Annotated in this window: 13 protein-coding genes; 7 read left to right on the top strand and 6 right to left on the bottom strand. The window is 67.4% G+C overall.

Annotated features, from left to right (window positions below; translation table 11 throughout):
* Positions 1–55: 55 nt before the first annotated feature.
* Together ACFXHA_RS40125 and ACFXHA_RS40120 are read right to left on the bottom strand one after the other, a co-directional pair.
* Positions 56–895 carry an alpha/beta fold hydrolase gene (locus ACFXHA_RS40125; RefSeq protein WP_379365751.1) on the bottom strand — a complete coding sequence of 280 codons (840 nt, stop codon included), beginning with the start codon at positions 893–895 and terminating at the stop codon, positions 56–58.
* The gene (locus tag ACFXHA_RS40120; protein WP_379365749.1) at positions 892–1,317 is read right to left on the bottom strand and encodes a helix-turn-helix domain-containing protein; all 426 of its coding nucleotides are present in this window, start codon (positions 1,315–1,317) and stop codon (positions 892–894) included. Before ACFXHA_RS40120 ends, ACFXHA_RS40125 begins: the two co-directional genes overlap by 4 nt.
* 140 nt (positions 1,318–1,457) lie before the next feature.
* Here ACFXHA_RS40120 and ACFXHA_RS40115 point away from each other — a divergent pair, with 140 nt between their 5' ends.
* Positions 1,458–1,880 (top strand): DUF4383 domain-containing protein, encoded by a 423-nt coding sequence (locus ACFXHA_RS40115; RefSeq protein ID WP_379365747.1) that lies wholly within the window; start codon positions 1,458–1,460, stop codon positions 1,878–1,880.
* Here ACFXHA_RS40115 and ACFXHA_RS40110 read toward each other — a convergent pair.
* Positions 1,877–2,797: a LysR family transcriptional regulator gene (locus ACFXHA_RS40110; protein WP_379365745.1), complete on the bottom strand. Its 921-nt coding sequence runs from the start codon at positions 2,795–2,797 to the stop codon at positions 1,877–1,879. The two genes, ACFXHA_RS40115 and ACFXHA_RS40110, sit on opposite strands and share 4 nt — an antisense overlap.
* A gap of 71 nt (positions 2,798–2,868) precedes the next feature.
* Here ACFXHA_RS40110 and ACFXHA_RS40105 point away from each other — a divergent pair, with 71 nt between their 5' ends.
* From ACFXHA_RS40105 to ACFXHA_RS40095, 3 genes are all read left to right on the top strand, one after another.
* Positions 2,869–4,233, top strand: coding sequence for an FAD-binding oxidoreductase (locus ACFXHA_RS40105; RefSeq protein WP_379365743.1), 1,365 nt, complete (start codon positions 2,869–2,871; stop codon positions 4,231–4,233).
* Between the two features lie 68 nt (positions 4,234–4,301).
* Positions 4,302–5,183: an SPFH domain-containing protein gene (locus tag ACFXHA_RS40100; protein ID WP_379365741.1), complete on the top strand. Its 882-nt coding sequence runs from the start codon at positions 4,302–4,304 to the stop codon at positions 5,181–5,183.
* Positions 5,183–5,341, top strand: a complete 159-nt coding sequence (locus tag ACFXHA_RS40095) for a hypothetical protein (RefSeq protein WP_379365739.1) — start codon at positions 5,183–5,185, stop codon at positions 5,339–5,341. The genes ACFXHA_RS40100 and ACFXHA_RS40095 overlap by 1 nt, the downstream gene beginning before the upstream one ends.
* Positions 5,342–5,413: 72 nt before the next feature.
* Here the strand turns inward: ACFXHA_RS40095 and ACFXHA_RS40090 are convergent, their stop codons facing one another.
* Together ACFXHA_RS40090 and ACFXHA_RS40085 are read right to left on the bottom strand one after the other, a co-directional pair.
* Positions 5,414–6,904: a protein kinase gene (locus ACFXHA_RS40090; protein ID WP_379365737.1), complete on the bottom strand. Its 1,491-nt coding sequence runs from the start codon at positions 6,902–6,904 to the stop codon at positions 5,414–5,416.
* A gap of 44 nt (positions 6,905–6,948) precedes the next feature.
* Positions 6,949–7,821, bottom strand: a complete 873-nt coding sequence (locus ACFXHA_RS40085; protein ID WP_379365735.1) for a class I SAM-dependent methyltransferase — start codon at positions 7,819–7,821, stop codon at positions 6,949–6,951.
* Between the two features lie 301 nt (positions 7,822–8,122).
* On the opposite strand from ACFXHA_RS40085, the gene rpsA reads away from it, so the two are divergent.
* A complete protein-coding gene (rpsA, locus tag ACFXHA_RS40080; protein ID WP_379366003.1) occupies positions 8,123–9,601 on the top strand; it encodes a 30S ribosomal protein S1 in 1,479 nt (492 codons plus the stop codon).
* Positions 9,602–9,744: 143 nt separating this feature from the next.
* Positions 9,745–10,377, top strand: coding sequence for a TetR/AcrR family transcriptional regulator (locus tag ACFXHA_RS40075; protein ID WP_379365734.1), 633 nt, complete (start codon positions 9,745–9,747; stop codon positions 10,375–10,377).
* Here the strand turns inward: ACFXHA_RS40075 and ACFXHA_RS40070 are convergent.
* Positions 10,323–12,596, bottom strand: a complete 2,274-nt coding sequence (locus ACFXHA_RS40070) for an MMPL family transporter (RefSeq protein WP_379365732.1) — start codon at positions 12,594–12,596, stop codon at positions 10,323–10,325. The genes ACFXHA_RS40075 and ACFXHA_RS40070 overlap by 55 nt on opposite strands.
* Before the next feature lie 231 nt (positions 12,597–12,827).
* Here ACFXHA_RS40070 and ACFXHA_RS40065 point away from each other — a divergent pair, with 231 nt between their 5' ends.
* Complete coding sequence (locus ACFXHA_RS40065) at positions 12,828–14,351, top strand: phospholipase C (protein WP_379365730.1); 1,524 nt, start codon at positions 12,828–12,830, stop codon at positions 14,349–14,351.
* Positions 14,352–14,412: the final 61 nt, after the last annotated feature.

Below are 14,412 nucleotides of genomic sequence, written 5' to 3'. Positions count from 1 at the left end.
TGGTGCGGCCGTGTGGAGGATCGGAGCTATTTCCGTGCGACCGCCCCGGATCGTGTCACTTCCGTAGGAACTCGTGGACCGCTTCGGTTTGGCCGAGGATGGCGTGGCCGGTGTCGGGGAGGATGCGGAGGGTGGCGTCGGTGATGGATTGTTCGGCGCGGCGGGCGGTTTCGGCGGATTTGAACATGGCGTCGTCGGCGCCGACGATGACCAGGACCGGCATTTTCAGGGTGGCGAGTTGGGCGTCGGTGAAGAGGGAGAGTTTGCCGGTGCGGGGGTTGAAGTGGGTGAAGGTGAGGGCGATGTCGTCGAGGATCTCGGCGTGGTCTTTGATGTTCAGGCCGGTCACGATGGCGGCCGAGCGGCGCAGGTCGTGATTGCTGAACAGGTGGTCCACCAGGTTTTTGAAGATCCAGCCGAAGCGCTGCTTGCCGATGCCGCCGGGGCAGTAGAGGGCGAGCCGGGTGACGCGGTCGGGTCGGCGGATGGCGTAGTCGAGGGCCGTCCAGCCGCCCAGGGACATGCCGACGAAGCTCGCGGACGAGATGTTCAGGCCCGCGAGGACATCATCGAGCCAGTCGGCGAGGGCGTCGGTGCCGAGCTCGGGACGGGACTCGGTGCTGCCGCCGGGCTCGCCGGGCATGTCGACCGCGTAGACCCGGAAATCCTGTGCCCAGGAGGCGATATCGCCGCGCCAGGTCGAGGAGTTGGAGCCCGAGCCGTGCAGGGCGATCACCGGCGGAGCGCCCTGCGGACCGGAGGCGAGCACGAAGGTGTCGCCCAGGCGGGTGGGGATGTGCAGCTGTTCGGCCGGGACCGGCCACTTCTGCAGGGTCTCCCGGTAGCGCGCCTGGATGGCGGCCCGGCCGGCCTCGGACTTGTAGATCGCGCTCATGACGCGAGGACTCCTTCCATGTATTCGAGCAGCCGGGCGGTGTCGCCCAGGCCGCCGACGAGAATGACCTTCAGGCGGGCGCGTTCGCGGTCGTAGAAGGTTTGGACCCGCAGTGTCTGGTCGTTGGCGAACCGGTTGCCCGCCATCCCGGTCAGCAGGGTGCTGACGCGGTCGGCGGTGGCCGGGTCCACGGCGTCCACCTCGACGATGCTCGACACTTCCGAATGTCGTTGCCGGGCGGTCGATCCGGTGTCGGGGGCGGGCAGGCCGGTGAATGCCTCGAGATCGGCCTGATTGATGCGGTACTGCTTGCCGATACGCGTGGCGGGCAGCTTCCCGTCGCGTACATAGCCGCGGACGGTGCGCACGTGCAGGCCGAGGCGTTCCGCGACGTCTTCGACGGAGTAGAGACGATCGGTCACGAAAACTACCTTAACCTTCCCTATCGTGTGGGGCAATAGGGAAGGTTAGGTAATTGTGTGATGGCACTTACGCGGATCCGCTCAATCAACTACAGTTTGTAGTAGAAGTTCTGATCGCACCGTTGGGGAGGTCGATTCCATTGGCACGGTGGAGTTTTCTGCAATGGGCGGTCCTCGCGGTCGGGGCCGTGCACATCGTCTGGGCGATCGCGGGCTGGATCGCACAGCCCAGCTTCGCCATGGGCGAGCACGCCCCGGCCACCTCGGTCCTCGGCATGGATTACAACGGCTGGCACGGGCTCGCGGGCCTGCTGCTGTTCGCGCCCGCGCTGGTGGTCGCACTGCGTAAACGCTGGGCGGCCTGGTATTGCGTAATCGCCGGTGTCGGAGGCGGATTCATTGTCGGCATCTGGGCGCTGTTCGCGCACAGCGTGCTGTTCTTCAGCTTCCCGCATCACCTCAGTGATGCCGTCGAACACCTGGTGACCGGTGGGGTGCTGCTGGCCCTGGTCGGAGTTCAGGCGATCCGGGACGGCGGTCTGCGGGCGGTATTCGCGGCCTAGCCGCGGGAGGGCATCGGCGCGGGGTACTTCCAACGGGACAAGGCGATACGCAGTTGTCCCAGTAGGACTTTCGCGGCCGGACTCAGGGGACGCTCGGTGTTCCAGGCCAGCACGAGGCGGCCCCGCATCTCCGGATCGATCTCCAGGGTGCGCACGCCCAGCGCGGCCGCCTCGTCGGCGGGGACGCGCGGAATGACGGCCACGCCGAGGCGGTGCGCGGCCAGCCGGATGAGCAGCGGGGGAGCGGCGGCTTCGAAGGCCACGTCGGGGACGAGACCGGCGGCGGTGCAGGCATTTTCGAGCAGTCCCCGCAGGCCGGTGCCGCTCGGCAGGCAGATCAGGGGATGGGTGCACAACTCGGCCAGCGTGATTCGCTCCCCGAAGCCTTCGGCGTCGGCGGCCACGGCCGCGACAATGGCGCTGTCGTAGACGGTTTCGGCGCCGATACCCGGATCCAGATCGCCGGATACGCTCAGCACGCCGATATCCAGCTCGCCGCGGCGAACCGCCGCATGCATGGCGTCGGAGGTGTCCTCGGTCAGGGAGATGCCGATCTGCGGGTGATCGTGGTGGAAATCGGCCAGTACCTGGGCGATATCGACCTCCTCTAGCGCGGCTCCGGCGATCAAGCCGACCCGGACGTGCCCGCGCAGCAGGCCGGTGAACTCGTCAACCGTGTGGGTGATCCGCTCGACCTGTTCCAAGGCGGCCCGGGCCAGTGGCAGCACCGCCTCGCCGACCGGAGTGAGGGTCACCGAGCGGCTCGTCCGATCCAGCAGCGGTTGTCCCAGTTCATGTTCCAGCTGTTTGATCTGGGCGCTGAGCCCGGGCTGCGCGAGGTGCAGGCGAGCGGCCGCACGGGTGAAGTTGGCTTCCTCGGCGACCGTGACGAAGTACCGCAGCTGACGCAGTTCCATAACTGCTGATTCTAGCTACTAGAAAAACTATCTGTTGGAGTTCTAGATCGGATCGGCGCAGAGTCATGGACATGACGAAGACAGCGATCACCGAACTGCCCACCACCACCGGCCCCGTCTTCCAGCCCGGCGACACCGGCTACGACGCCGAGATCGCCGGATTCCAGACCGCCTACACCCACCGCCCCGCCGTGGTCGTCGGCGCGGCCCACGCCGAGGATGTGCGGGCCGCCGTGGAATACGCGGCGCGCCACGGCCTTCCGATCGCAGTGCAGGCCACCGGCCACGGCCTGTCGGTCGCCACCGACGGCGGCGTGCTCATCACCACCCGGCGCATGACCGACATTCGCATCGACGCCGAAGCCCGCACCGCGCGGGTGGCGGCCGGGGTCCAAGCCGGAGCGCTGATCGAGGCCGCGGCCGAATACGGTCTGGCCCCGCTGAACGGCTCCTCGCTCTCGGTCGGCGTGGTCGGCTACACCCTGGGCGGTGGGATCGGCATCCTGGCCCGCGAATTCGGTTATGCCGCAGAGCATGTGCGGGCGATCGAGATCGTCACCGCCGACGGCCGGCTGCGGCGGCTGGAACCCGGCGACGAACTGTTCGGCGCGGTGCTCGGCACCGGCGGCAACTTCGGCGTCGTCACCGCGCTGGAGCTGACGCTGCTGCCGATCGCCACCGTGTACGGCGGCCAACTGCAATTCGACACCCCGCTGGTCGCGCCCGCGCTGGAAGCCTGGCGGCTGTGGACCCAGGACCTGCCCGAGCAGGTCACCTCGGCCATCACCATGATGTCGTTCCCTGACATCCCGGCCTTCCCGCCGCACCTGCGCGGCCGGCACGTGGCGACCATCAATGTCGCCTACACCGGATCCGAGCAGGAGGGGGAGCGGCTGGTCGCCCCGCTGCGGGCGGTCGGCGCGCGCCTGACCGACGATCTGCGGGTCATGCCGTACACGGAAAGCCATGCCATCTACCGGGATCCGGCGTTCCCGCACGCGTACACCGCCACCGACGCGCTGCTGTCGGAGCTGCCCGCCGACGCATCGGACGCCTTCCTGGAGATCAGCGGTCCGGGTGAACCGATCCCGGTGATCGCCGGGCTGCGCCACCTCGGCGGTGCGCTGGGCCGACCCGGCCCGAACGGCATCAGCATGGATCACCGCGACGCGCAGTACGTCGTGCGTGTCCTGGCGATGCCGAACCCGGACAACACCGAGGAGGTGTACGAGCGGCTGTCGCAGGTGGCGAAGTCGGTCGAGCCCTGGACCTTGGGCTACAACCTCAACTTCCTGTATGGCGGTGGCGACCGGGCCGGCGAGGCGCAGACCCGCGCCGGATACGAGCCCGCCACCTACGCCCGGCTGGCCGGGCTGAAGGCGAAGTACGACCCGGCCAACCTGTTCCGCAACAACCGCAATATCCGACCGGCCTAGAAAAGTTCTGTTCAACCGCGACGGCTCGCGCTATCGTCGTGATATCACTTCGATACTAGGAGAGTGTCATGGAGTTGCGTCGAGCCTTCCGGTTGAACGGGTTCGTCATGCTGGGGGTATTCGCTCTACTGATCGTCGCGATCATCTTCGAGGCCCATGGGATCAAGACCCGAGCCGATAATCACGAGGGGTCCTCGACGCCCCTGGGGATCCTGCTGGCGGTGACGATCCTGGTCATCGTGCTCGTCGCCAGCGGCTTCATCACCGTGAATCCCAACCAGGCCAAGGTGATCCAGTTCTTCGGCCGCTACATCGGCTCGGTCACCGAATCCGGATTCCACTGGGTGACACCGCTTTCCAGCCGTCGCGGCATCTCGCTGCGGGTGCGTAACTTCGAGACCCAGAAGCTGAAGGTCAACGACCTCGACGGCAACCCGGTCGAAATCGCTTCCGTCGTCGTGTATCAGGTGGTCGACAGCTACAAGGCCGCCTTCGCCGTCGACGACTACGAGGACTTCGTGACCACCCAGTCCGAGACCGCCGTCCGGCACCTGGCCACCACGCACCCGTATCAGACCGATGATTCGGGCACCCCGAGCCTGCGCGACGGCACCGAGGTCGCCAGCGAGCTCACCACCGAACTGGGCGAACGCACCCAGCTCGCCGGCATCTCGATCATCGAGGCCCGCATCACCCATCTCGCCTACGCCCCGGAGATCGCCCAGGCCATGCTGGTCCGCCAGCAGGCCGCCCAGGTGGTCGCCGCCCGCAGCCGCATCGTGGAGGGCGCGGTCGGCATGGTCGGCATGGCGCTGGACAAGCTCGCCGAACAGGGCGTCGTCGAACTCGACGAGGAGCGCAAGGCCGCCATGGTCTCCAACCTCCTGGTCGTACTCTGCGGCGACCGCTCCGCCGCCCCCGTCGTCAACGCCGGCTCCCTGTACGCGTAATGGTCAAGCGCGAGCCGAAAAAGGTGCTGCTCCGGCTCGACCCGGCGGTCCACGACGCGATCGCCAAGTGGGCCGCCGACGACCTCCGCAGCATCAACGCCCAACTCGAATACGCCCTCCGCCTGGCCCTCAAACAGGTCGGCCGAGAACCGAAATAGCACCCTCACCCGCCGCCCCCCGCCGATTCCGGCCGGGGCGGCGGCGTTTTCGCGGGCCGAGGGGCGTAGCGCTCAGGGCACGATTTCGGAGCTGTCGATCAGGTAGCCGCCTCCGTACTGGACCAGTTTCGCCCTGCGCGTCTCGACCCGTGTCCGTCCGTCGGTGAAGTGCAGGGTCAGGCGGTAGCCGACGGCCATCGCGGGCACCGCCACGGCGGTCTCCCCGACTGTGACCGAATCAACTGTGCCCCAATAGTTTCGGTACTCGTCGTAGCCGCCGAGGGCGTTCTGGTAGCGGGTGGTCAGCCACGTCCAGGTGCCGAGCGTGTTCCCCGGCAGCAGCTGGTAGTACACCCGGATGTAATCCGATAATCCGTCCGCGGTCACCGGGAAGAAGGTGGTCGGGGCGCTCGTGGTCGGCGACCCGGTGGGCGCGGTCGAGGTGGGGGAGCCCGCACCTGTCGGCGCGGGACCGGCGGTGGTCGCCGAGATCGGTGCGGAGGCGGAATGACTGTCGCCCTGACGCATTTCGACCTTCACCAGCGTCACCGCGGCTAAGACTGCCACCGTCAGGGCGGCTGCCCACATCAGCGCGTGCAGCGACCGCCGTGAGGGATCTGCTGCGGCGGGCCGGAACTCCACCGGGGCCACCGCGGGCGGCCGCACCGGATCGGTGAACTCCCGCGTCGGCAGCGAATTCGACTGCCCGGCAGCGCTTCCCACCACCACCGGGACCGTCGGCAGCTCCGCGCCGGACAGGGCGGCCCGTGCGGCGGCGGCGAGCACACCGGCCGAGGGATATCGCTCGCGAGGATCCTTGGCCATCCCGTCCGCGATCACCGCGTCGAACGCGGCCGGAATCCCGGCGCGCAGGACCGACGGCCGCGGCGGCGGGGATGCGAGGTGTGCCGCGACCTGTCGCTCGACACTCGGACCAGGGAACGGTTTGGTGCCGGTCAGGCACTCGTAGAGCACACAGGCCAGTGAGTACACGTCGGCGCGGGCGTCGTAGTCGGTGTGCTCGAGCCGCTCGGGTGCCATGTAGGCGAAGGTGCCGACCGCCGAGCCTGCGCTGGTGAGCCCGGTATCGTCGCCACCGCGCGCGATGCCGAAGTCGATGAGATACGCGAAATCGTCTGCGGTGGTGAGGATGTTGGACGGCTTCACGTCCCGATGCACCAGCCCGGCCCGATGCGCCGCGTCCAGTGCGGCCGCGATCTGCGTCGTGCAGGAGACCGCCGCCTCCGGTGACAGCGGCCCGCCCTCGGCGAGCCGGGTGGCCAGATCCACGCCCTCGACCAGCCGCATGTCCAGGAAAAGCCGCCCGTCGATCTCCCCGAAGTCGTGGATCGGAATGACGTGCGGCTCGTTCAATCGCGCGGCGGCCTGCGCCTCCCGCCGGAATCGTGACCGGTACACCGGGTCGTCGGCCAGCCCGGGAGGCAGCACCTTGAGCGCCACCACCCGATCCCGCTCGCTGTCGTAGGCCCGGAACACCTGTCCCATCCCGCCCGCCCCGAGCAGGTCGAGCAACCGATAACGGCCGAACGGGCTCTCCTCCACCCCACACACCCCCTGTGATCCACCACGAGGGTACGGCGGCTACCTCAGGCGCGCTTCTCGGTGACGAAGATGGCTGTGCCGGGGAAGATTTCGCCGCGCAGCGGACTCCACTGGCCCCATTCGCGGTCGAGCCACTCCGGCCAGTCGGGTTCGATGATGTCGACGAGGGTGAGATCGGCGGCCACGATCTCGCGGACCCGGTCGCCGATGGTGCGGTGGTGTTCGACGTAGGTGGGTTCGCCGTCGGAGTCGAGTTCGACGTACGGGGTACGGTCGAAGTACGGGATGGTGGCGCGCAGGCCGTCGGGGCCGGGATCGTCGGGGAAGATCCAGCGCATCGGGTGGTTGACGGAGAAGACCCAGCGGCCACCGGGTTTCAGGACCCGCCGCACCTCGCTCATCACGCGGGCGGAATCGGCGACGAAGGGGACCGCGCCGAAGGCCGAGCAGGCCAGATCGAACGACTCGTCGGCGAACGGCAATTCTTCGGCACCCGCCTGGATCAGCGGGACGTGCGGTCCGCCCGCGGCCATGGCCGCCAGGCCGCGGTCGAGCATCGCGCGGGAGATATCCAAGCCCACCGGGTGTGCGCCGTGCGCGGCGAGCCAGCGCGAGCAGGGCGCCGAGCCGCAGCCGATCTCCAGGATCCGCTTGCCCTCGATATCCCCGAGCAGTCGCCAGTCACCTTCGTGCAATCCCTCCGGGCACCACACGAACTCGCCGGCGGGGGAGTCCACGCCGAGGAAGTCGGCGTGCGTCTCGTGATAGGCGTCGGCGTCGGCGTCCCACCACTTGCGGCTGGCCCGGGCACTGGATTGCGAATCGACCTTGGCGCGAGTCACTCCCACCGTTCCGAGCACGGCATTGGCCTGGGCGTGCCGGGCATCGTCGGGGGTGGCAGAGTGATCTTCGGACATGGGCTCACCCTATAGAGCGTCGCGAAGGGGCCCATGTTTGCTTGGTACAACACGTGTCGCGTACGCTGTTTTCCGCGAGTGTCTTCTGTACACGGTTTCTCGAGACCGCGTAGAGCAGACAATCGTGCTGTGAGTCCGCATGCCTGTATTTGAAGAGATACAGCAGGGCAGCGTTGCGCAGCGTCGCAGCGATGTGCTGTGCATGTCTGCCAACGTTAGTTCCAACTGCTGTGTGTTCGCAGCAATACCGAAAGTCCACATGTCCACTACCGACCACAATCCGTCCGGAGCCTCCCAACACATGCCCTCCACCGTCACCTCGCCGCAGGTAGCCATTAACGACATTGGCTCTGCCGAGGACTTCCTCGCCGCTATCGACAAGACCATCAAGTACTTCAACGACGGCGATATCGTCGAAGGCACGATCGTCAAGGTTGATCGTGATGAGGTCCTTCTCGACATCGGTTACAAGACCGAAGGCGTCATCCCGTCTCGCGAACTGTCCATCAAGCACGATGTCGACCCGAATGAGGTCGTTTCCGTGGGTGATGAGGTCGAGGCCCTCGTTCTCACCAAGGAGGACAAGGAAGGCCGTCTGATCCTGTCGAAGAAGCGCGCTCAGTACGAGCGGGCTTGGGGCACGATCGAGGAGCTCAAGGAGAAGGACGAGGCCGTCAAGGGCACCGTCATCGAGGTCGTCAAGGGCGGCCTGATCCTGGACATCGGTCTGCGCGGCTTCCTCCCGGCTTCGCTGGTCGAGATGCGCCGTGTCCGCGACCTCCAGCCGTACGTCGGCAAGGAGATCGAGGCCAAGATCATCGAGCTCGACAAGAACCGCAACAACGTGGTCCTGTCGCGTCGTGCCTGGCTCGAGCAGACCCAGTCCGAGGTCCGCTCCGAGTTCCTGCACCAGCTGCAGAAGGGCCAGGTCCGCAAGGGCGTCGTGTCCTCCATCGTCAACTTCGGTGCCTTCGTGGACCTGGGTGGCGTCGACGGCCTGGTGCACGTCTCCGAGCTGTCCTGGAAGCACATCGACCACCCGTCCGAGGTTGTCGAGGTCGGCAACGAGGTCACCGTCGAGGTCCTCGACGTCGACCTGGACCGCGAGCGTGTCTCCCTGTCGCTCAAGGCGACCCAGGAAGACCCGTGGCGTCAGTTCGCCCGGACCCACGCGATCGGTCAGATCGTCCCGGGCAAGGTCACCAAGCTGGTTCCCTTCGGTGCCTTCGTGCGCGTCGAAGAGGGCATCGAGGGCCTGGTGCACATCTCCGAGCTGGCCGAGCGCCACGTCGAGGTCCCGGACCAGGTTGTCGCCGTCGGCGACGACGCCATGGTCAAGGTCATCGACATCGACCTCGAGCGTCGTCGTATCTCGCTGTCGCTGAAGCAGGCCAACGAGGACTACACCGCCGAGTTCGACCCGTCGAAGTACGGCATGGCCGACAGCTACGACGACCAGGGCAACTACATCTTCCCCGAGGGCTTCGACTCCGAGACCAACGAATGGCTCGAAGGTTTCGAGAAGCAGCGTGAAGAGTGGGAGACCCGGTACGCCGAGGCCGAGCGTCGCCACAAGATGCACACCGCTCAGATGGAGAAGATGGCGGCTGACGCCGCCGCTGAGGCCGCCAACGGCGGACCGCAGAACTACTCCTCGGAGACCGGCGCGCAGGCTGCGACCTCGTCGTCGTCCTCCTCGTCGGATCAGCCCGCCGGTGGCTCGCTCGCGAGCGACGCGCAGCTGGCTGCCCTCCGCGAGAAGCTGTCGGGCAACGCCTGATTCGCTTTCCCTGACGGGATAGGCAAGTAGAAATCCCCCGGGTCCTGGCGGACCCGGGGGATTTTTCTATGGGTGGGTGGGGCGGCCGCAAGCACCGGCGTTGCCGAGAATCGTTGCTGTGAGCAGGTATTCTCGGCAATGAGATGTCCGAGTCCACCTTTGCTTCCACGCCCTCGCTCTGGGAACGCCGCAAGATCGAGGCGATGAGCCGAATCCAGCGGATCGCGCTCGAGTTGTTCGACGAGCACGGGTATCGCGAGGTGACCGTCGAGCGGGTGGCCACCGCCGCGGGGGTGTCACCGAGTTCGATCTACCGGTATTTCGGGACCAAGGAGATGCTGGTCCTCTACGACGAGACCGATCCGCAGGCGCTCGCGGTGATGCGGTCGATCGGCGGCGGGCAGACCCGCGATTTCCCCGAACTGCTGGCGATGGCGCGTCCGCTGGTTCCGGCGGTGCTCGACGAGATCGTCACCGACGACGTCGATTACCGCACCCGGGTGCGGCTGGGCTATGTGCGGTCGATCCCCGAGGTGCGACTGCGGCAGACCGAGCAGTGGCGGGCGCTGGAGGACGAATTCCGGATCGCCTTCGCGGAATTGACCGGACGTGACCCCAATGAGCTGAAGCTGCGGATGGCCGCCGCCATCGCCATCTGGAGCTGTATGGCGGCGTTGGATCATTGGGAGGGAACGGGTTTCGCCGTCCGGCTGCGGGATATCTACGCCGAGGTGGTGGAGTCGATCCTGGTCGCGCTGGAGGCCGTCTTCCGCTGACGGCGCAACGTATGCAGGGTCGGCAGGGTCGGCAGCCACCAGTTCCAGCGGCCGAACAGTCGCATGAAGGCCGGGACCAGGATCAGGCGCACGATCACCGCGTCGATGGCGACCGCGACGGCCAGCGCGAAGCCGATCTCCTTCAGCTCCATGACATCCGCGCTCAGGAAGCTCGCGAACACCGCGACCATGATGGCGGCCGCGGCCGTGATGGGCCGGGCGGTGCGTTGCAGGCCCTCGGCGACGGCGGTGGCATTGTCGCCGGTGCGATCCCAGGTCTCCTTCATGCGCCGGATGAGGAAAACCTCGTAGTCCATGGACAATCCGAACAGCACGGCGAACACCAGCATGGGCAGGAACACCTGCAGGAAACCCGGGCTGTGGAAGCCGAGCACCCGCTCGCCGAGCCCGTGCTGGAACACCGCGACCGTAATGCCCAAGGCCGCACCGGTGGCCAGCAGATTCAACGCGATCGCCTTGAGCGCCAGCACGATCGAGCGGAACGTCACCACCAGGAAGATCAGCGAGGCGGTCAACACCAGGGCGATGACCCAGCCGAAGCCGCGCGAGATCTGCCCGGAGACATCGGCGAACATGGCCGGCGTGCCGCCGACGAGGACCTCGGCGGCGTCGACAGTCTTTGCGCGGGAACGGATATCGGTCGTGAGATCGCTCACGGTGGTCGAGTCGAACGAATCCTTGGGCACCACCGTCACCAGGTAGCGGCCGTCGGCCTGCAACGGGAGCACGTTCGCCACCCGCGGATCGTGGGCCAGCTCGTCGCTCAGCATCCGCACCTCGCCGCGGCCGTCGAGCGACAGCGGAGTGTCGCCGGGCCCGGAGGCCACCACCTGGATGGGCGAGAGCAGGCCGGGCCCGAAGTTGTCCTGTACCAGTCGAGTCGCGTGCCCGGTGGGCCGATCGCCCAGCGAGTTCAGGCCCATGTCGATGCCATAGCGGATGCCCGTGATCGGCACCGCCGCCACCGCCAGCAACGCCACCCCGAGCACTCCGAAGACGATCGGGCGGCCCATCACCAGATGCGCCCAGCGCGCCCACGCGGTCGAGGCCGCCGTCGACCGGGTCTCGGCCGGCCGCAGCCGCGCGGGCAACGCACCCCGGTTGACGGCCGGACCAAGGACGGCCAGCAGCGCCGGCAGCAGGGTGAACGCGGCGGTCAGGGTGCCGAGCACCGCGACCACCACGCCCAGCGCCACCCCGTCGAGCATGGGCAGGCCGACCACCAGCAGCGAGCACAGCGAGATCATCACGATGATGCCCGAGGCCAGCACGGTGCGGCCGGTGGTATCCAGGGCCGCACCGACGGCGGCATGGATGTCCTTGCGGGCCTTGCGATCCCGCACACCGCGTTTGGTCAGCTCCTCGTTGAACCGGCTCACCAGGAACATGGCGTAGTCGATGGCGGTGCCGGTCCCGATCATGGTCGCCACCGACAGCACGAACGAGTCGAAGGTCAGGAAGCTTGCCAGCCCGAACAGCGCACCCACCGCCAGCGCTATCCCGGCGGCGGTGACCGAGATGGGAATCGTGGCCGCGACCACCGCGCCGAGCGCGAGCACCAGCACGATCGCGGCGATGGGTAGGCCGATGCCCTCACCGCGGCTGATGTCCGCGGTCTCCATCCGGATCAGTTCGCCCTCGACCGGCGAGTATCCGGTCACGTCGGCGCGGACCTCGGTGTCGGAGGCGACGGTCAGGGCGGTCTGCAGCCGGGCGGCGACGTCGACGCGTTCGGACATGTCGCCGTTGATGCCCACGAGGGCGAGCGCGGTGTGCCGGTCGGCCGAGATCTGTTGTTTGGTATCGCCTTCGAACGGGCCGACGGCACCGGGTACGCCGGGGACCGCGCGGGCCGCGCCCAGCACCCGATCGATCGCCGCCCGGAAGCGCGGATCGTCGACGGTGAATCCGTCGGCATGCAGCACGATCAGGTCCTGCTCCGCGCCGAGCACCGAGAAGTGTTGTGCGATACGGGTTTCCGCCTGGGCGGAGGTGGATCCGGGTACCGCGTAGTTGGGTGCGCCCAGTCGCGCGTGCAGGGCCGGATACGCCGCGCCGCAGACCGCGATCAGGACCAGCCACACGCCGATGACCGTCCATCGGTGCCGGGCCAGGAAGCCGCCCCAGCGTCCGAGCGGCCCGGGCCGGGTCGCGGATTCGGGCGAGCGGGGCGGATCTGCGAGGGCCTGACTGGTCATGCTGACTCCCACGGTCGATACCTGATAGTCACTATCAGGTATGCGCGAAAGCTTAGGCCGACCCGGCAATGAGGTGCAAGTCACTGTCAGGAATCCACGGCTGGACCCCGTACGGTTACGAGTGGTTCGCTAGGCCGTCATCATTCGAGGGTTGGATGCGAACTGGACGCGCGACCGGATAGCTTCGGGGCGTTCAATTCATTCACTCCTAGCGGAAGGCATCACCGGAGCATGGGCGTGTTCGCCGGAATCAACAGGCGCGATTTTCTGGCGAAAGCCATGGCCGCGGGCGGTGCGGCGTCGCTCGCCTCACTGGCCAACCCGATCATCGAGCGGGCCTACGCCGCCGACCCGGCCGGCATGGGCGGACTCGGCGACATCGAGCACATCGTGCTGCTCATGCAGGAGAACCGGTCCTTCGACCACTACTTCGGAACCATGTCCGGCGTACGGGGATTCGACGATCCGTCTCCGGCCTGGAACCAGTACGGCTACACGCCCGGCGTCGGTCCCACCCCGGACGGTTTCCTCAATCCGTTCCGCCTCGACACCACCCGCGGCGCCACCCTCGACGGTGAATGCATCAACGACCCGGACCACAGCTGGGCGGCCATGCACAAGGCGTGGAACGGTGGTAAGAACGACGGCTGGATGCCCATGTCCATCGCCTCGGTCGGCGCCGGAAACGGCCCCGCCGCAATGGGTTACTACACCAAGGACGACGTCCCGGTGCACTGGGACCTGGCCAATGCCTTCACCCTGTGCGACAGCTACCACTGCTCGGTGCTGGGCCCGACCGATCCCAACCGGCTGTACTGGATGTCGGCGACCATCGACCCGGACGGCCGGAACGGCGGTCCGCTGCTCGAGACGCCGACCCTGATCCCGCAGAACGCCTACAGCTGGCGGACCATGCCGGAGAACCTCTCCGACGCCGGGGTCAGCTGGAAGATCTACAACAACCGCGATGTCGGCCCGCTGTCCTCGGTGATCCTCGACGGCATGCTCGGCTGCTTCAAGCAGGCCGCGGACCCGGCGTCGGAACTGGCCCGGCGCGGTAAGGCCCCGGCCTACCCGCAGGACTTCGCCGCCGATGTGGCCGCCAACCAGCTACCGGCCGTGTCCTGGGTGATCCCGTCGCTGCTGAACTGCGAACATCCCGCGCTGCCACCGGCTTTCGGTGCGGTCGGCATCATGCAGGTGCTCGACATCCTCACCTCGAATCCGGCCGTGTGGGAGAAGACCGCGCTCATCGTCAGCTACGACGAGAACGGTGGCTTCTTCGACCATGTCACCCCGCCGACCGCGCCCGCGGGCACGCCGGGGGAGTACATCACCGTGCCGGTGGACAAGAAGCACGAGGGCATCACCGGCCCGATCGGACTCGGCTACCGCGTGCCGTGCTTCGTGATCTCGCCCTACAGCCGTGGTGGACTGGTGTCGTCGGAGACCTTCGATCACACCTCGCAGCTGCGCCTGATCGAGAAGCGTTTCGGGGTGGACGTGCCGAACCTGACCTCGTGGCGGCGCAGCGTCACCGGCGACATGACCTCGGCCTTCGACTTCGGGTCGAGCCCGGACGCCACGAAACCCGCGTTCGCACCGGCCGATCGGAAGGTGGAGGCCGCGATCGCCCAGTGCGGCCCGAATATCGCACTGGGCACCGCGACCGGCGGCATCCCCTACCCGGTTCCGCCGAATGCCATGCCCACGCAGGATCCGGGCACGCGTCGTAAGCCGAGCGGCATCGTGTAACACGCACACAAAACCAGTGGCTCGGTCCGAAAGGGCCGGGCCACTGTTGGTTTCGGGGGAT

The organism is Nocardia sp. NPDC059240, assembly GCF_042753865.1.
GTDB lineage: Bacteria > Actinomycetota > Actinomycetes > Mycobacteriales > Mycobacteriaceae > Nocardia.
Note: the sequence above shows the minus strand (reverse complement) of the source record. Positions and strands in the feature narration are given on the sequence as shown.